Source organism: Neoaquamicrobium microcysteis (genome assembly GCF_008180155.1).
Lineage (GTDB): Bacteria > Pseudomonadota > Alphaproteobacteria > Rhizobiales > Rhizobiaceae > Aerobium > Aerobium microcysteis.
In genome coordinates this window covers 443,632-461,431 of sequence record NZ_VSZS01000067.1, presented here as the reverse complement: position 1 = coordinate 461,431, position 17,800 = coordinate 443,632, and the positions used below count along the sequence as shown (strand labels likewise).

Below are 17,800 nucleotides of genomic sequence, written 5' to 3'. Positions count from 1 at the left end.
GGGGGCCAATCTCGCGGCAGTTCGCTTCGCTCACGCCTCCGATGGGGCGGCCTGACGGGCCGACGCGCGGTCGCGCTTGCGAACCCGGTGGGTTCGGTGGGGGCCAATCTCACGGCAAGTTCGCTTCGCTCACGCCTCCGATGGGGCGGCCTGACGGGCCGACGCGCGGTCGCGCTTGCGAACCCTGCGGGTTCGGTGGGGCGGCTTGACGGGATGAGATGGTGACGCTGCGTCACGCATCGAGGCAGGAACCGGCTCTCGTAAAAGGCATTGTGTTGCGCGCCCCCTGCCCGGGGGGCGCGCTCAGGCGACAGGCCCGCCGTCCTTGACAGGACGGCGGGCTCTTGTGTCGAGTGGGTGTGCAATGCAGCAAAAAGCTGGAAATGCGTCCGCTTTTTTGCAAGATGGCCCGCACCGTGGGTTCGCCAGCCCGGCGAAGCTACTGCCTGCGAGGGAGCGCGCCTGGCTTCATGCTCGAACGACGCGACAGCTACGAACGGCTTTACGCGGATTTCCGCTGGTTCATCCCCGAACGGTACAACATTGCGACGACCGTCTGCGACCGCTGGGCGGAGCGCGAGCCGGACAGGCCCGCGATCCTCACCTATCGCGGCGACGGCAATGCAGACACGCTGACCTATGGCGAACTGGCGCGGCGGGCGAACGCGTTCGCCAACGCGCTGCGGGCGCGGGGCGTTGCGCGGGGCGACCGGGTGGCGCTGCTGCTGCCGCAATGTGCCGAGACGGTGATCGCCCATGTCGCGATCTACAAGCTGGGAGCGATCGCTGTGCCGCTGGCGCTGCTGTTCGGCGTCGAGGCGCTGGAATATCGGCTGCAGACGGCGGGCGTGAGGGCAGTCGTCACCAACGAGACGGGCGCGGACAAGCTTGCCGCCATCCGTGCGCGGCTGAAGCTTCTGGAGACGGTCGTTTCCATCGATGGCGAGGGCAATGGCGCGCTGGGCTTCGAAAAGCTCGTGGCCGACCATGCGCCGCACTTCGAGACGGAAGATACGCGGCCGGACGATCCGGCGATGATGATCTTCACCTCCGGGACGACGGGGCCGCCCAAGGGCGCGCTGCATGGCCATCGCGTGCTGCTGGGCCATCTGCCGGGCGTGCAGATGCCGCACGAGTTCCTGCCGCAGGCTGGCGACCGGCTCTGGACGCCCGCCGACTGGGCCTGGGCAGGGGGGCTGCTGAACGTGCTTCTGCCGGGGCTGCATTTCGGCGTGCCGGTGGTGGCGGGCCGCTTCGAGCGGTTCGAGCCCGATGCCGCGCTGGGGCTTATGGAGAAGATGAAGGTGCGCAACGCCTTCATCCCGCCCACCGCGCTGAGGATGCTGAAATCGGCGACCGGCATCGCCAGGCGCTTCGACCTGAAGCTGCGCACCATAGGCTCGGGCGGCGAAGCGCTGGGGCGCGAGACCTATGACTGGGCGCAGGACGAGCTGGGGCTTACCATCAACGAGTTCTACGGCCAGACGGAGTGCAACCTCGTACTCGCTTCGTGCGCGGCTCTCGGCGTCAGCCGGGGCGGGGCGATCGGCAAGCCGGTGCCGGGACACGAGGTGGTGGTGATCGACGGCGAGGGCAGGCGGGTGAAGCCCGGCGAGGCCGGGCAGATCGCCGTCAGGCGGCCCGATCCTGTGATGTTTCTGGAATACTGGCAGAACCCCGGTGCGACGGCCAAGAAGTTCATCGGCGACTGGATGGTCACGGGCGACCAGGGCATCGAGGATGGCGACGGCTACATCCATTTTTTCGGGCGCGACGACGATGTCATCACGTCTGCCGGCTACCGCATCGGGCCCGGCGAGATAGAGGACTGCCTGACCGGGCACCCGGCCGTGGCGCTGGCGGCGGTCGTGGGCAAGCCGGACCCGCTGCGCACGGAGATCGTGAAGGCCTATGTGGTGCTGAAGGACGGGGTCGAGCGCAACGAGGAACTGGCGGGCGACATCAGCATGTGGGTGCGCGAGCGGCTTTCGGCGCATGAATATCCGCGCGAGGTGGAGTTCGTCGATTCCATGCCGTTGACGACAACGGGAAAGGTGATCCGCCGCATCTTCCGCGACAGGGCGAAAGCCGAAGTGGCGTAGGCCTGACTGCCTACTCCTTGCCGAACGCCCTCTTCACGCGGTTGCGCAGGATGCGGGCCATATTGCGGGTCTGCCGGCCGCGCTGGATCTGCGACGCCGCGCGCCGGGCGATGCCTTCGCTGCCCGGCGTGAGACCGATGACGAGGGTGCCCAGCGGGCGACGCTCCATCCATAACCGGCTCAGCATCGGGTGATCCGGCACGGCGCAGGAATCGGTGGCGTCGATGTTGGGGTCTTCGAGATGCTGCTTCGTCACCTCGATCATCAGCAGCATGCCGGGCGAGAAGCGGTGGAAGTCCTCGTCGTAGGCGGTCTTCCACGTATAGCCGACGCCCGATTCCACGAACACGACGAGGCTGGCGATGGTGCGGCCGTCCAGCGTCAGCGAATGGACGCGGCATAGGTCCTTTTCGGCAAGCCGATGGGCCGCCTCGCGCGCGAAGGCGGCGCGGAAGCGGTCGATCGCCATGGCGGTGCGGGCGCGGCCCTTCCAGCCCGACGCTTCGAGGGCCAGGAAGGCCTCGATGCCGAGCCTGACTTCCTCGGGCTGACGGGCGACGTTGTATTCGAGGCGACCCTGCTCCGAGAGCCGCCGCCACTGCCGGCGGAACTCGCCGGTGTGGTGCTTGTTCAGCGAGGCGCGGAGGTAATCATCCCCGCCCAGTTCGCTCTGCAGGAAGGGGCGTTCGACCCTGCCGGTGATCTCGAAGGGAAGGTTGCGGCTGTCGGCCAGCGAGCGGACCATCGCGGCGAAAGGGCCGTCGAGCCGCACTTCCGGCATGACGAAGACCTTCGGCAGCTTGAGATGCGGACGGGCCAGCATGCCGAAGAAGTCCTCGATCACGCCCGTCGGGTCGTCGTGATCGACCAGCGGGGTGCCGAGCGGACCGAAGGGATGCGACCATGTGCGCAGCAGCGGCACGCCGAAGGGCGACCCCGCCTTCTCGATGGAAAACGGCACCAGCAGGCGCAGGCGGCTGCGGTAGTCGTTGCCGTCGCGGATGACGGCGAGGCGCACGTCGCGATCTTCCAGCCGCGGCATGGCGGGGGCGAGGAAGCGCGGGTTGAAGAACACGTTCGGCTCGATGGAGCGCGCGCACAGATAGTCCAGCTCCTCCACGAGGTCGAAGCCGGCGGAAGCCGGATAGATCGCCAGCTTGCGCGGCGGGCGGCTTTCCATCTGCTCCACGAGTGAGGCCGGCACGTCCGTGCCCGCATAGTCGGCGAATTCGCCGATCATGCGGCCCGACGCGCTGCCGCTGAGTTCTTCGAGAAGGGGAACGGCGGCCATCAGGCACCTCCCGTGTTGCGCCGTCCGAACACCGGGACGACCATGACTATGCCCAGCCTGCGCCAGACGGTGAAGGAAAGCATGGCTGCCTCGCAGGCCATGGCGATGGCGGTCGAGATCGCCGCGCCCCACAGGCCGTAGGAAGGAATCAGCACGATGTTGAGCCCGACATTGATGGCGAGCGTGCCGCCATAGACGGCGGCGCAGATGTTCTGGTTGCCGCTCATCGTCAGCAGGCTTTCGGCCGGGCCGACCGCCGAGCGCGCCACGACGCCGAGCACGAGCACGAAGAGCAGCGGATAGCCGGCATCGAAGCCCGGACCGAACAGCGACAGCATCGGCTTGCCGATGACCAGAACCGCCGCGCCCATGAGCAGCGACGGCCAGAAGGTCCAGCTGACGGTCTCGCGGGCAAAGACGGCCAGCTTCTCGCGGTTGGCGCCGTGCGCATACTGGGCGTAGCGCTGCGCGACGCCCGCCTTGACGGCGAAATAGACGAAATGCACCAACGCCAGCGTCTTCACGGTGGCGAAATAGACCGCGACATCGTCGGGGTTCATGAACCAGCCCACCATCAGCACGTCGGCGTTGGTGAGCATGAAGAAGAAGCCCTCCACGAGGAAGATCGGCAGCGACACGACCACCCATTCGCGGGTGCGGAACAGGGGCCTCACATGGCGCACCTCGCGCGCCGTGTGAGGCGCGATGGCGGCCAGCTGGAAGAGCGTGGTGACGTAGGTGGCGACGATGGCGATGACCACCGCCGTCTGCGCGTCGGGCGTGTAGCCGGCAATGATCGCCCCGCCCATGAAGGCGAGGATGAGCAGCGGGCGCAAAAGGTATATCGGCCCCAGCGCCAGCATCGCCCACGAGTTGGCGCGCGCCGTGCCCTCCAGCGTGTCGGACAGCGCGATCATCGGCATGCAGACGATGCCGAGATAGAAGGGGATGATGTAGTAGCTCTCGATGGAGGCGGAGAAATACCAGACGCCGAGAATGCCGACTGCGGCGAAGACGGTGGATGTGGCCAGCACGAAGGCGCGGCTCGCCATCATCACGCCGCGCAGCTCGGCGAGGCGGCCGAGCTCGCGGTATTCGGGGATGTAGCGCACGATGGAGGTGTGGAAGCCGAGACACGACAGGTTGCCTACGATGATCATCGTCGTCCAGACGAGGACGAAGATGCCGTATTCGAAGCCGCCCATCCAGCGCGCCATGAGGATCTGGCTGACGAGAGCGATGACCGCGCTGACAATGCGGATGGCGAAAGCCGTCAGCGATGTGCGGCTGGCCTGGCCCCTGTCGTCGGCGGTGAAGACCACCGCGTCGAGCCGGTCGAGATGCGGGCGCGCACGCGCGGCAAGCGCTTCCGGCAGGAGCCGGTCGGCCGTCGATGCAGCGGAAAAGCGCAACCCGTTACTCTCCGTTTCCCGAGTGCCCGCAAAAGGCGCGTCACATGTAGCGGAAACCCTTTAAGAAACGGTGGAACGGCGGCGCGCGTCGGGTTCACGCACAGGGAGCAGGCTCTCAGGATGCCCGGCAAGCGGTTGCCCGGAACGAAAACGCCCGCGGCATGGCTGTGCCGCGGGCGTTGATCTTTCCATCGCGCGGAGGCGCGACTGGCTGCCTCAGACGAAAGCGCCGTGGCAGTGCTTGAACTTCTTGCCCGAGCCGCAGGGGCAGGTCTCGTTGCGGCCGACCTTGCCCCATGTCGAGGGATCGGCGGGGTCGCGCTGCTCGGCCGGGACGATGCGGTTGTCGGCGGGCGCAAGCGCAAGCGCCGTCTCGCCGAAATCGTCTTCGCCGGTGGTCGCGTCGATGTGCTCGCCGCGCACCTGCTGCGGCGCCTGCGGGGGCGGGGCGTCGGCCGCTTCGCGCACCAGTTCCACACGCATCAGCTGCGAGGTGACGGCCTGGCGCAGGTTGCCGAGCATGGCCTGGAATAGCTCGAACGCCTCGGTCTTGTACTCCTGCAGCGGATCGCGCTGGGCATAGCCACGGAAGCCGACGACGGAGCGCAGGTGGTCGAGATTGACCAGATGCTCGCGCCAGAGGTGGTCGAGCGTCTGCAGCACGATCGACTTCTCGACATAGGCCATGATGTCGGGGCCGAAGCGCTCCATACGGTCGGCGGCCGCCTTGTTGGCAGCTTCCAGCAGGCGCTCGCGGATGTTCTCGTCGTCGATGCCTTCCTCGGCCGCCCATTCGTGGATGGGCATGTCGAGGTTGAGATGGGCGCGAACGCCCTCCTTGAGGCCGTCGAGATCCCACTGCTCTGCATAGGCGTTTTCGGGGATGTGCTTGGCGACGAGATCCTCGACCACGTCCTCGCGCATCTCGGCAATGGTTTCGCCGAGGTTCTCACCGTCCATCAGTGCGATGCGCTGCTCGAACACCACCTTGCGCTGGTCGTTCATCACGTCGTCGAACTTGAGCAGGTTCTTGCGGATGTCGAAGTTGCGGGCCTCGACCTTCTTCTGAGCCTTCTCCAGCGCCTTGTTGATCCAGGGATGGATGATGGCCTCGTCTTCCTTGAGGCCGAGCTTCTGGAGCATGCCATCCATGCGGTCGGAGCCGAAGATGCGCATCAGGTCGTCCTGAAGCGACAGGAAGAATTTCGAGCGGCCGGGGTCGCCCTGACGGCCGGAGCGGCCGCGAAGCTGGTTGTCGATGCGGCGCGATTCGTGTCGTTCGGTCGCCAGCACGTAGAGGCCGCCGGCGGCAAGCGCCTGCTCCTTGAGCCGGGCGATGTCCTCGCGGATGGCCTGCTCCTTCGCGTCGCGCTCCGGTCCGGCGGCCATGTCGCCGAGTTCCTGGGCGATGCGCATGTCGGCGTTGCCGCCGAGCTGGATGTCGGTGCCGCGGCCGGCCATGTTGGTGGCGATGGTGATCGCGCCCGGACGGCCCGCCTGCGCCACGATCACGGCTTCCTGCTCGTGGTGGCGGGCGTTGAGAACCTGGAACTCCTGGAAGCCTTCGGCGCGCAGGCGCTCCGCAAGCTGCTCGGACTTCTCGATCGAGGTGGTGCCGACCAGCGTTGGCTGGCCCTTGGCGTGGGCCTCGCGGATTTCGCGCACGATCGCCTTGAACTTCTCTTCGACCGACCGGTAGACCTCGTCATCCTCGTCGATGCGCGCGACGGGCACGTTGGTCGGGATTTCGGAGACCTCGAGGCCGTAGATGTTGCCGAACTCCTCGGCTTCCGTCAGCGCCGTGCCGGTCATGCCGGCCAGCTTGGAATACATGCGGAAATAGTTCTGGAAGGTGATGGAGGCCAGCGTCTGGTTCTCCGGGTGGATCTGCACCTTCTCCTTGGCTTCGAGCGCCTGGTGCAGGCCTTCCGAGAAGCGGCGTCCGGGCATCATGCGGCCGGTGAACTCGTCGATGATGACGACCTCGCCGTTGCGCACGATGTAGTCCTTGTCGCGCTGGAAAAGGCGGTGGGCCTTGAGCGCGTTGTTGACGTGGTGGACGATGGCGACGTTCTCGACATCGTAGAGCGACGCGCCCTTGAGCATGCCTGCCTCGCGAAGCAGGTTTTCCAGCTTCTCGGTGCCTTCCTCGGTGAAGGTCGCGGTGCGCTGCTTCTCGTCGATCTCGTAGTCGGCGGCTTCGAGCTGCGGGATGAAGGTGTCGATGGAGTTATAGAGCTCGGAGCGGTCGTCCAGCGGCCCGGAGATGATGAGCGGCGTGCGCGCCTCGTCGATGAGGATGGAGTCGACCTCGTCGACGATCGCGTAATTGTGGCCGCGCTGGACCATCTGGGCGCGGTCGTATTTCATGTTGTCGCGCAGATAGTCGAAGCCGAGCTCGTTGTTGGTTGCGTAGGTGACGTCGCAGGCATAGGCCGCCTTGCGCTCCTCGTCGGAAAGCCCGTGCACGATGATGCCGGTGGTGAGCCCGAGGAAGCCGTAGACGCGGCTCATCCATTCGGCGTCGCGGCGGGCCAGGTAGTCGTTGACGGTGACGACGTGGACGCCCTTGCCCGAGAGCGCGTTGAGATAGACCGGCAGGGTCGCGACCAGCGTCTTGCCCTCACCGGTGCGCATTTCGGAGATGCCGCCGCCGTGCAGCACCATGCCGCCGATGAGCTGCACGTCAAAAGGCCGCAGCCCCAGCGCGCGCCTCGAAGCCTCACGCACCACGGCGAAAGCCGGGATGAGCAGGTCATCGAGGGTCTTTCCCTCGGCGATCTGCTTGCGGAATTCTTCGGTCCTGGCCTTGAGCGCGTCGTCGGACAGCGCCTGCATTTCCTTCTCGAGCGCGTTGATCGCTTCCACGCGAGGGCGGAAGCCCTTGATGCGACGGTCGTTGGATGAGCCGAAAATCTTGCGCGCCAGAGAGCCAAAGTTGACCATGATGGTCCTTTCAGAACGGATTGCCGGGCGTCCCACCGGCCAGGCCCGCGATGGACTTAACAGCGGACCGAAAACAGAAGAAAGCGCCCGAAAATAGCTTCTGGACGCCAAGTCGAAGGACAGATAAGAGGGGGCACAAGCGATGTCAACGTTGCTTCCTTTACAGGCAGCGAGCGGAAAATCGCCACATTTCGGCTGGTTTGAAAGGGGCGACACCCCATTGCAGCCAATCCCCCATACTGGCCCCACACTGGAGATTTTTCCATGAAGCATCCGTTCCGTCGCCTGTCGATCGTTCGTATCGGCGCGGCCGCAGCCATGATCGCCCTGTCGGCCCCGCTGGCCCTGGCGCAGGACGTGGCACCCGAGACCGTCGTTGCCACCGTCAACGGCACGCCGATCACCGAAGCCGACCTGACGATCGCGATCGCCGATCTGGAGCAGCAGTTCGCCCAGCTTCCCGAGGACCAGCGCCGCGCGGCGGCCCTTTCGGCCGTCATCGAGATCAGGCTGCTGGCAGCCGAGGCCGAGACCAAGGGCCTTGCCGACGGCGACGATTTCAACCGCCGCATGGATATGCTGCGCCAGCGCGCGCTGCACAGCGCCTATATCGACGAGGAAGTCGCCAATCTGGTGACGGACGACGCCGTTCGCGCCCGCTATGACGAAGAGATCGCCAAGCTCGACGCCGGCGAGGAAGTGCGCGCCCGCCACATCATCGTGCCGACGCAGGAAGAGGCAGCCGCCATCATCGAGGAGCTGAACGGCGGCGGCGACTTCGAGGAGATCGCCAAGGAGAAGTCGCAGGACGGCGCGGCAGCGCAGGGCGGCGACCTGGGCTATTTCGCCTCGGGCCAGATGGTGCCCGAGTTCGAGCAGGCGGCGTTCGCCATGGAAGTCGGTGCACACTCGACCGAGCCGGTGCAGACGCAGTTCGGCTGGCACGTCATCAAGGTGGAAGACAAGCGCGCCAAGCAGCCGCCGGCATTCGAGCAGGTCTCGGGCCAGCTGCGCTCGGTGCTGCTGCGCGACGCCTACATGCAGCGTGTGACCGAGCTTCGCGAGGCGGCCGAGGTCGAGATCGCGGATGAAGGCCTGAAGTCGGTTCTCGAGCCGGCAGCCGGCGCGGAAGGCGGCGAGGCCGCGCCCGCACAGAGCGAATAGTCGCAAGCCAGCGCGGACGCCTTCCATGTCAGACGCAGTCTCTCCACTCGCGCCCAAGAAGCAGCCCCGGATGCCCACGGTCGAAGGCGTGCGCATCGCCACCGCGCAGGCGGGTATCAAGTACAAGGGGCGCACTGACGTGGTCGCCATGGTCTTCGACGAGGGGACCACGGTGGCGGGCGTTTTCACGCGCTCGAAGTGCCCGTCCGCGCCGGTGGAGTTCTGCCGCCAGAACCTTCCGGGCGGCAGCGCGCGGGTGCTGGTGGTCAATTCCGGCAATGCCAATGCGTTCACCGGCAAGCGCGGGCGCGAGACCACGTCGATGACGGGCGAGGCGGCGGCCAAGGCTGCCGGCTGCGCGCAGGAAGAGGTGTTCCTGGCCTCGACCGGCGTGATCGGCGAGCCGCTGGATGCGGGCAAGTTCTCTCATCTTCTGGCGGGCATGGTCGAAACCGCCGAGCCGGCCCTGTGGGGCGAGGCCGGCAAGGCGATCATGACCACGGACACCTATCCGAAATACGCCACCGCCAAGGTGATGATCGGCGAGACTGAAGTGACGCTGAACGGCATCGCCAAGGGTGCCGGCATGATCGCGCCCGACATGGCGACGATGCTGTCCTTCCTCGCCACCGATGCGGCCATCGATGCCGCCGTGCTGCAGGATCTGTTGTCGAAGGGCGTCGGCAAGACGTTCAACGCGGTGACGGTGGACAGCGACACCTCGACCAGCGACACGCTGATGCTGTTTGCCACGGGAGCCGCAGCAAAGCGCGGCGCCCCGCGCATCACCGATCCCAAGGATGCGAGGCTTTCCCAGTTCCGCCGGGCGCTGAACCGGATGCTGAAGAACCTCGCCCTGCAGGTGGTGCGTGACGGCGAGGGCGCGCGCAAGCAGGTGGAAGTGACCGTGACGGGCGCGAAGTCGGCGCGTTCGGCCAAGCGCGTCGCCCTGTCTATAGCCAATTCGCCGCTGGTGAAGACCGCTGTGGCCGGCGAGGATGCCAACTGGGGCCGCGTGGTGATGGCCGTCGGCAAGGCCGGCGAACCGGCCGACCGCGACCTGCTGTCGATCTGGTTCGGGGATATCCGCGTCGCTCATCAGGGCGAGCGCGACCCGGCCTATTCCGAGACCGAAACCTCGGCCTACATGAAGCGCGACGAGATCGCGGTCCGGGTCGATCTGGGGCTGGGACGCGGCAAGGCGACGGTTTGGACCTGCGACCTCACCAAGGAATATGTCGCCATCAACGGCGACTACAGAAGCTGAGGCCGTGGCCGGTTCTATGAAGAGCGACGGCCTTTCGGGCGGCAGCAACCTGCCGATGGTGCGCCGCTTCGAGGCGGCGGGCTTCCGCGCATGGCCGGCCACGACCGTACATTACGACGGCACGTGGGCCGTCAGGCTGACGGGCGGCCATCCCGCCAGACGTCTCAACTCCATCAATCCCCTTGATCCGGGCGACCACGGCAACCTGCCGGAGCGGATCGCGCGTGCGGGCCGGCGGTTTGCGGCCTTCGGGCGGCCGCTCACCTTCCGCATGTCGCCGCTGGCCGGCGAACGCATCGCCGCGCATCTGGACGCAGAGGGCTGGAGCCAGTTTTCGCAATCGCTGGTGATGCGCGCGCCGCTGGGCGACGCGCTGGTTCGCGATGCGATGCACCAGATACCGCTCAAGGATATGGGCCGCTTCATCGGCGCGGCCATCGCGATCCGCAACCTCGACCCCGTGCTGCGGCCGGGGCTGTCGGAGGTCATCAGCTCGATCCAGCCGCAGGCCGGGCTTTTTGTGCTGGAGGAGGGCGGTGTGCCCGTTTCCACCGCCATCTGCGTGCATGACGGCGATCTGGCCGGGCTGTTCGAGGTGGCGACCGAGGAGAGCCAGCGCGGCAAGGGCTTTGGCCGGCGCATCCTGCTCTCGGCGCTGAAATGGGCACGCGCGCATGGCGCGCGCACGGCATGGCTGCAGGTGGAAGCCGACAATGAAAGCGCCGTCGGGCTCTACCGTTCGATGGGCTTCGAGGACCTGTACAGCTACCATTATCGCCAGCCGGAGGGCGCATGAGCGACGCGGCAATCCCAAAGCGGCTGCTGCTCGTGGCAGCCTGCGCGCTGGTGGACGCTGACGGGCGCGTGCTGATCGCACAGCGGCCCGAGGGAAAGCAGCTTGCTGGGCTGTGGGAGTTTCCCGGCGGCAAGGTGGAGCCGGGCGAGACGCCCGAGGAGACGGTGGTGCGCGAACTGCGCGAGGAACTGGCCATCGAGACCAAGGTCGCCTGCCTCGCGCCGCTGACATTCGCCAGCCACGCTTACGACGATTTCAACCTTCTGATGCCGCTCTATGTCTGCCGGCGCTTCTGGGGCGTTCCGCAGCCGCAGGAGCATGCGGCGCTTAAATGGGTGCGCGCAACGAAGCTGCGCGATTATCCCATGCCGCCGGCCGACGCGCCGCTGATCCCGTTTCTCATCGACCTGCTGTAGAGCGCCGCCGCTCTGCGGGGCCTCTTGTCGGGTTGCCGCAGCGCCTTTGCCCCCACCCCTTACCCCTCCCCTCAGGGGGGAGGGGATTCTGAGGTGCTGGCGTCCTGCATCGTTAATCAATCCTTCAGCCAAACATGAAAATTTGAGCCGAAGGTCCGGTCTGTGCCCGGTTCGAGACCGCCGGCAGGCAACGAGGGGTAGCATGCAGCTTCGCGACGATTGGGAAATGCCCCGCGCCGAGCGCGGTTGGAGCGCCGGAAATGCCGGCATGGGCGCGCTGCGCATCGCACTGCTGTTCGGGTCCGCCGCCGTCGCGCTGGCGCTGATCCTCACCCCGCTCGTCGAGAACCACACCCGCAAGGTGGCCTATCAGGGCTATCCCGCCGGCCTCGACATGATGGCGACGGGCACCATCGGCCAGCGCAATGCGCCCGGCACCTACACGGTGCGGCGCAGCGTGCTCCAGCCTTCGCCCAACTCGGTCTGCATCATCCGCAACAACGGAATGCGCTCCGGCGACTGCTGATCGCCATAAAGCGTTAACCGCACGCCTTAACGGTTTGTAGGTGCGGGCTCCCTAATATAACGCTCACCCGCGCCGCATGAGCGCAACCGGCCGACAGGAAGCGGAGCGATGCTGAAGAGGTTTATCAGGGACGAAAGCGGCGCGACCGCAATCGAATACGGCCTGATCGCGGCCCTGGTGTCGCTGGCCATCGTCGGCGGGATCACGCAGGTGATGGATGGTGTGCAGAACACCTTCAACTATGTGAGCGACATCATGACCAATGCGGTCGCCGACGCGGAATAGTCACCTTCCGCTGCCCTCGCCCAGCACCTTTGCAAGCGAGACCTTTCCGCTACCCGGCCTGAGCGGCTTCTGCTGCGAGGCATGTGGAGCCCAGCCCGACAGCCATATGGTCGAGAACGTCGCCCTGACGCGGCCGTCCGGGTCGGAGAACCGTTCGGCGTAAATCTCGGCTGCACGGAGAAACAGCGCCCGTGACGACGGCTTGCGGCTGCGGGCGGCGAGCGCGTTCGTCGCGCCCATCGCACGCAGGTCGCGCATCAAAGCAAACATGGTGTCGTAGCGCACGGTGATGGTCTCGTGGTCGGCGACAGGCAGCGCGAAGCCGGCGCGCTGGAGCAGCCCGCCGGCATCCCGAACGTCCGTGAAGGGGAAGACATGCGGGCTGGCCCCGCCGGAAAGCTCGGTCTCGGCCACCAGCAGTGCCTCGCGCAGCTCGCCCAGCGTGCCGGCGCCGGCCATGCAGCCCAGGAAAAGCCCGTCCGGGCGCAGGGCGCGGCGTATCTGCACCAGCATTCCCGGCACGTCGTTCATCTCGTGCAGGCCGTAGAGCGAGACGGCAAGGTCGATGCTCTCCGGCTCGAACGGAACGGTCTCGGGCTGCGCGGCGATGCCGTCGCCCGCCAGAAACGCTGCATCGGCCTCCACGCGCACCACCTCCTGCGCCTTGCCGCTCTCGCGCAGTACGGCCGCCGTATCCGGCGTCGCGGAGAACAGGGCGGCCGCCTTTGCAAAGGGCCGTTCGACCGTGCCGAGCCTGTCGCCGAGGTCTTCGGCGGCGCGCGCCATCAGGAAGCGGGCACTGGCGTCGGCGATGTGAAGCGCGCGGCGCTTGCTGGCGATGAGGCTGGCTGGCTCGAAGATCGGTTCCATGGGACTCCTAGTCCGGCGGTCTGATATGGTGCCGGCCGGGTGGGGTTTTCTCGTGACCGATCGCGCGACGGAGTTCAAGGGGTGGATGGCGGCGCTGGCAAGGTGGCCGGCGCGTATCTTGTTTCCACCGGTCTGCGCGGGATGCCGACGGCTGGTGACGGAGCCCGGCACGCTTTGCGGCGCATGCTGGCCGACGCTGCGCTTCATCGAGCGGCCGTGGTGCGAGGTGACGGGCGCGCCGTTCTCGCACGACATGGGCGAAGGCGTGCTTTCTCCCGATGCCATCGCCAACCCGCCGCCCTTCGCCCGAGCCCGCGCGGCCGTCACCTATACCGGCGCGGCGCGGCAGATGGTGCAGTCGCTGAAATTCGGCGACCGGACAGAGCTTGCGCCATGGATGGCGCGCTGGATGATGCGCGTGGGAGGCGAACTGCTGGCCGATGCCGATCTGGTCGTGCCGGTGCCGCTGCATCGCCGCCGCTTCTTTCGCCGCCGTTTCAACCAGTCGGCCGAGCTGGCGCGCGCGCTGAGCAGGCTTTCCGAGACGCCGTTTGCGCCCGACGCCGTCATCCGCGTGCGGCCGACGCGGCAGCAGGTGGGGCTGGGTGCGCGCGAACGCGAGGAAAACGTGCGCGGCGCGTTTCGCGTGCCCCCGCGGGCGGAAATCCGATTGCGCGGCCGGCGCGTATTGCTGGTGGACGATGTCTACACGACCGGAACCACCGTCGCGGCGGTGACGAAGGCGCTGCGGCGCGGCGGGGCCGCAGATGTCGACGTGCTCACATTTGCGCGCGTTCTGCCTGGGGACTTCCGGCCCGACGACACAGGGACTATATGACGGGAGAATGAAAGCGGACCCGACAGGGCGAGAGATGTCATGACCGAAGTCACCATCTATACGCGCATGATGTGCGGCTATTGCGCGGCGGCGAAGCGGCTGCTCGATTCCAAGGGTGTCGCATATACCGAGCACGATGCGAGCTTCTCGCAGGAATTGCGACAGGAAATGATCCAGCGCGCCAACGGCAGCTCGACCTTCCCGCAAATCTTCATCGGCGACGTTCATGTCGGCGGCTCGGACGATCTGCACGCGCTCGACAGCGCGGGCCGGCTCGACGCGCTTCTGGCCGGCGAGAGGGCCTGACAAGCATGACGACGACCAGGGTAGCCGCCTTGCAGATGCGCTCGGGCACCGACCCGATGCGCAATGTCGCGGATTTCGAGGCGCTGGTGCGCGATGCCGCAGGGCAGGGTGCGACCTATGTGCAGTCGCCGGAGATGACCGGGGCGCTGGTGCGCGACCGGGCGAGCTTGAAGGCGCTGCTGAAACCCGAAGCGGACGACCCTGTCGCGCTGGCGGCGGCCCGGCTGGCGGGCGAGCTTGGCATCTTCGTTCATGTCGGCTCCACGGCGATCGCGCGGCCAGACGGGAAGGTCGCCAATCGGGGCTTCATCTTCGGCCCGGACGGCGCGAAGATCGCCACCTACGACAAGATCCACATGTTCGACGTCGACCTCGACAATGGCGAGAGCTGGCGCGAATCGGCGACCTACGAGCCGGGCACGGCGGCGATGCTGGTCGACCTGCCGTTCGCGCGGCTGGGCATGGCGGTTTGCTACGATGTGCGGTTTCCGCAGCTTTTCCGGGCGCAGGCGATGGCCGGCGCGCAGGCGCTGACCATGCCGGCGGCCTTCACACGCCAGACCGGTGCCGCGCATTGGCACGTGCTCCAGCGCGCCCGCGCCATCGAGAACGGCGCGTTCGTGATTTCGGCGGCGCAGGGCGGGGTGCACGAGGACGGCCGCGAGACCTACGGCCATTCGCTGATCGTCGATCCGTGGGGCCGCATCCTGGCAGAAGCCGACCATGACGAGCCTGCCGTCGTCATCGCCGACATCGACCCGTCGGCTTCCGCGCAGGCGCGCGGCAAGGTGCCCAACCTGAAGAACGCGCGCGACTTCGAGGTGAAGGTCGCCGACGCCGAAACCGGGCACAGGAAGGCATCATGATCCTTTTCTCGCTCGTCTGCGATGCGGACCACTCCTTCGACGGATGGTTTCGCAACGGCGACGATTTCGACAAGCAGAAGAAGCGCGGGCTGGTGACCTGCCCGGTCTGTCATTCACCCAAGGTCGACAAGGCGCTGATGGCGCCTGCGGTCTCGACCGGGCGCAAGAACGACAAGATCGCGCTGGCCATGGGCGAGGAGCAGCGCAAGGCGCTTGCCCAGCTCAAGGCCATGGCAGCAAAAGCGCGCGAGAATGCCGACTATGTCGGCGACAAGTTCGCCGAGGAAGCGCGCAAGATCCATTTCGGCGAAACGGAAGCGCGCGGCATCTACGGCGAGGCCACCGCCGATGAAGCGCGGAGCCTGATCGACGAGGGCGTCGAGTTCATGCCGCTGCCGGTGTTCCCGGACGACCAGAATTGATCCGCTGCCGGCGATGGGCAGCTACTGCGCGCGCTTTTCGGCCAGAACCATGTAGTTGACGTCCATGTCCTTCGATCGGCCCCAGCGGTCGGCGAGAGGATTGTAGGTGACGCCCGTGCGGTCTGTTATCGCCATGCCGGCGGCCGACAGCGCGCGCTCCAGCTCCTCGGGCTTCACCAGCTTGCCGTACTGGTGGGTGCCGCGCGGCAGCCAGCGCAGCACGTATTCCGCGCCGACGATGGCGAGGCCGAGCGCCTTGAACGTGCGGTTGATGGTGGCCACGAACATGATGCCGTCCGGCTTCACCAGCTCGGCGCACTTGGCGATGAAGAAGTCCACGTCGGCGACGTGCTCCACCACTTCCATGTTGAGCACCACGTCGAAGCGTTCCCCCGCATCGGCCAGCGCCTCCGCCGTCTCGGCGCGATAGTCGATCTTCACGCCGCTTTCGGCCGCATGCAGCCGCGCCACCTCGATGTTCGTCTCGGATGCGTCCGCGCCGACCACTTCGGCACCCAGCCGCGCCATCGGCTCGCACAGGAGGCCGCCGCCGCAGCCGATGTCGAGAAAGCGCAGACCCTCGAACGGCCTGGCAGCGCGCGGATCCCGCCCGAAGCGGGCCGCAACCTGATCGCGGATATAGGCCAGACGGACCGGGTTGAACTTGTGCAGGGGGCGGAACTTGCCGTTGGGGTTCCACCATTCCGCAGCCATCGCCGAGAAGCGTTCCACTTCGCCGGCATCGATGGTCGTTCGTCGGGCTTCTGGCATGTCATGGTCTCCTTCGACGCAATGAAGTCGGGGAGGGCGGCGCGAAAGTCAAGCCATGGCAGGGCGGTCGCTTGCGGTGGGAGCCAGATTTGGCTATGGAACCGGCGCATTCGCGCCTCGCCTTGCCGGGGCGTTTTCATTTCAGATTTCCGGGGGCTACCGGTCTGCCGACCGGGCCCGGACCGTACCGCAGGGACCTGTCGTTTCCATGGCGCGCATCGTGATGAAATTCGGCGGGACTTCGGTCGCCGACATCGCCCGCATCCGCAACGTGGCGCGGCATGTCAAACGCGAGGTCGATGCCGGCCACGAGGTCGCCGTCGTCGTCTCCGCCATGTCGGGCAAGACCAACGAGCTGGTCGGGTGGGTGCAGGACGCATCGAAGGCCGAAGGCTCCAACTTCAACATCTACGACGCACGCGAATACGACGCCGTGGTCGCCTCGGGCGAGCAGGTCACCTCCGGCCTGCTGGCGCTGGTGCTGCAGTCGATGGGCGTGCATGCCAGATCCTGGCAGGGCTGGCAAATCCCGATCAAGACCGACGGAGCCCATGGCGCGGCGCGCATACAGGATATCGACGGGTCGTTCCTGGTGCAGCGCTTCGGCGAGGGGCAGGTGGCCGTCATCGCCGGTTTCCAGGGCATCGCGCCCGACAACCGCATCTCGACGCTGGGGCGCGGCGGTTCCGACACCAGCGCGGTGGCCATCGCGGCCGCCGTGAAGGCCGACCGCTGCGACATCTATACCGATGTCGACGGCGTCTACACCACCGACCCGCGCATCGAGCCCAAGGCGCGCCGGCTTTCGCGCATCTCCTTCGAGGAAATGCTGGAGATGGCCTCGCTGGGGGCAAAGGTGCTGCAGGTGCGCTCGGTCGAGCTTGCCATGGTGCACAAGGTGCGCACCTTCGTGCGTTCTTCATTCGAGGATCCGGACGCGCCCGGCATGGGCGATTTCGACAACCCGCCCGGAACCCTCATTTGCGACGAGGATGAAATCGTGGAACAGCAAGTCGTCACCGGCATCGCCTACGCCAAGGACGAGGCACAGATATCGCTGCGCCGCGTCTCCGACCGGCCGGGCGTCGCCGCAGGCATCTTCGGGCCGCTGGCGGAAGCCGGCATCAATGTCGACATGATCGTCCAGAACATCTCGGAGGACGGCTCGTTCACCGACATGACGTTCACCGTGCCGTCGGGCGACGTCGGAAAGGCGCTGGCCGTGCTCGAGAAGGGCAGGGCAACGATCGGCTTTGACGCCGTGCAGCACGACGACGGCATGTCGAAGGTTTCGGTGATCGGCATCGGCATGAGAAGCCATGCCGGCGTGGCCGCGACGGCATTCCGGGCGCTGTCGGAAAAGGGCATCAACATCCGCGCCATCACGACTTCCGAGATCAAGATATCGATCCTGATCGACGGCCCGTACACAGAACTTGCCGTTCGCACTTTGCATTCCGTCTACGGTCTGGATAAGCAGTAGACGACGATACACCGGCATGGCCGGACACGGAGGCGACCG

The 17,800-nt window shown here is 66.6% G+C and carries 17 protein-coding genes; 12 read left to right on the top strand and 5 right to left on the bottom strand.

What is annotated here, in order from left to right; genetic code table 11:
* Positions 1-470 precede the first annotated feature (470 nt).
* Positions 471-2,102, top strand: coding sequence for an AMP-binding protein (locus FY036_RS20925; protein WP_148916693.1), 1,632 nt, complete (start codon positions 471-473; stop codon positions 2,100-2,102).
* 10 nt (positions 2,103-2,112) lie between these two features.
* Here the strand turns inward: FY036_RS20925 and FY036_RS20920 are convergent, their stop codons facing one another.
* The 3 genes from FY036_RS20920 to secA form a co-directional block, all read right to left on the bottom strand.
* The gene (locus FY036_RS20920) at positions 2,113-3,393 is read right to left on the bottom strand and encodes a GNAT family N-acetyltransferase (protein ID WP_148916692.1); all 1,281 of its coding nucleotides are present in this window, start codon (positions 3,391-3,393) and stop codon (positions 2,113-2,115) included.
* Positions 3,393-4,805, bottom strand: a complete 1,413-nt coding sequence (locus FY036_RS20915) for a lipopolysaccharide biosynthesis protein (RefSeq protein ID WP_148916691.1) — start codon at positions 4,803-4,805, stop codon at positions 3,393-3,395. Before FY036_RS20915 ends, FY036_RS20920 begins: the two co-directional genes overlap by 1 nt.
* A 216-nt stretch (positions 4,806-5,021) precedes the next feature.
* Positions 5,022-7,751, bottom strand: a complete 2,730-nt coding sequence (gene secA, locus FY036_RS20910) for a preprotein translocase subunit SecA (RefSeq protein ID WP_148916690.1) — start codon at positions 7,749-7,751, stop codon at positions 5,022-5,024.
* Between the two features lie 264 nt (positions 7,752-8,015).
* Here secA and FY036_RS20905 point away from each other — a divergent pair, with 264 nt between their 5' ends.
* The 6 genes from FY036_RS20905 to FY036_RS20880 all read left to right on the top strand — a co-directional run bounded on the left by FY036_RS20905 (position 8,016) and on the right by FY036_RS20880 (position 12,205).
* Positions 8,016-8,915 (top strand): peptidylprolyl isomerase, encoded by a 900-nt coding sequence (locus tag FY036_RS20905; RefSeq protein WP_148916689.1) that lies wholly within the window; start codon positions 8,016-8,018, stop codon positions 8,913-8,915.
* A gap of 25 nt (positions 8,916-8,940) precedes the next feature.
* Positions 8,941-10,182, top strand: a complete 1,242-nt coding sequence (argJ, locus tag FY036_RS20900; protein ID WP_148916688.1) for a bifunctional glutamate N-acetyltransferase/amino-acid acetyltransferase ArgJ — start codon at positions 8,941-8,943, stop codon at positions 10,180-10,182.
* 16 nt (positions 10,183-10,198) lie between these two features.
* Positions 10,199-10,978 (top strand): GNAT family N-acetyltransferase, encoded by a 780-nt coding sequence (locus FY036_RS20895; RefSeq protein WP_235897743.1) that lies wholly within the window; start codon positions 10,199-10,201, stop codon positions 10,976-10,978.
* Positions 10,975-11,394: a (deoxy)nucleoside triphosphate pyrophosphohydrolase gene (locus FY036_RS20890; RefSeq protein ID WP_148916686.1), complete on the top strand. Its 420-nt coding sequence runs from the start codon at positions 10,975-10,977 to the stop codon at positions 11,392-11,394. The genes FY036_RS20895 and FY036_RS20890 overlap by 4 nt, the downstream gene beginning before the upstream one ends.
* Before the next feature lie 202 nt (positions 11,395-11,596).
* Positions 11,597-11,920 (top strand): hypothetical protein, encoded by a 324-nt coding sequence (locus FY036_RS20885; RefSeq protein ID WP_148916685.1) that lies wholly within the window; start codon positions 11,597-11,599, stop codon positions 11,918-11,920.
* A 108-nt stretch (positions 11,921-12,028) separates the two neighbouring features.
* Positions 12,029-12,205, top strand: a complete 177-nt coding sequence (locus FY036_RS20880; protein WP_148916684.1) for a Flp family type IVb pilin — start codon at positions 12,029-12,031, stop codon at positions 12,203-12,205.
* On the opposite strand, the gene FY036_RS20875 is transcribed toward FY036_RS20880, so the two are convergent.
* Positions 12,206-13,075, bottom strand: coding sequence for a methyltransferase domain-containing protein (locus FY036_RS20875; protein ID WP_148916683.1), 870 nt, complete (start codon positions 13,073-13,075; stop codon positions 12,206-12,208).
* 85 nt (positions 13,076-13,160) lie between these two features.
* Between FY036_RS20875 and FY036_RS20870 the strand changes: the two genes are divergently transcribed.
* The 4 genes from FY036_RS20870 to FY036_RS20855 are packed head-to-tail and all read left to right on the top strand — an operon-like array spanning position 13,161 to position 15,507.
* Positions 13,161-13,913 carry a ComF family protein gene (locus FY036_RS20870; protein ID WP_148916724.1) on the top strand — a complete coding sequence of 251 codons (753 nt, stop codon included), beginning with the start codon at positions 13,161-13,163 and terminating at the stop codon, positions 13,911-13,913.
* Between the two features lie 39 nt (positions 13,914-13,952).
* Positions 13,953-14,219, top strand: a complete 267-nt coding sequence (gene grxC, locus FY036_RS20865; protein WP_148916682.1) for a glutaredoxin 3 — start codon at positions 13,953-13,955, stop codon at positions 14,217-14,219.
* Positions 14,220-14,224: 5 nt separating this feature from the next.
* Positions 14,225-15,085 carry a carbon-nitrogen hydrolase family protein gene (locus FY036_RS20860; protein WP_148916681.1) on the top strand — a complete coding sequence of 287 codons (861 nt, stop codon included), beginning with the start codon at positions 14,225-14,227 and terminating at the stop codon, positions 15,083-15,085.
* Entirely contained in the window at positions 15,082-15,507 is a 426-nt protein-coding gene (locus FY036_RS20855) for a DUF1178 family protein (protein WP_148916680.1), read from the top strand. Before FY036_RS20860 ends, FY036_RS20855 begins: the two co-directional genes overlap by 4 nt.
* A gap of 21 nt (positions 15,508-15,528) precedes the next feature.
* On the opposite strand, the gene ubiG is transcribed toward FY036_RS20855, so the two are convergent.
* Positions 15,529-16,278, bottom strand: a complete 750-nt coding sequence (gene ubiG / locus FY036_RS20850; protein ID WP_148916679.1) for a bifunctional 2-polyprenyl-6-hydroxyphenol methylase/3-demethylubiquinol 3-O-methyltransferase UbiG — start codon at positions 16,276-16,278, stop codon at positions 15,529-15,531.
* Between the two features lie 208 nt (positions 16,279-16,486).
* Here ubiG and FY036_RS20845 point away from each other — a divergent pair, with 208 nt between their 5' ends.
* On the top strand, positions 16,487-17,761 hold the full coding sequence (locus tag FY036_RS20845) for an aspartate kinase (RefSeq protein WP_148916678.1): 1,275 nt from the start codon (positions 16,487-16,489) through the stop codon (positions 17,759-17,761).
* The last annotated feature ends 39 nt before the right edge of the window (positions 17,762-17,800 follow it).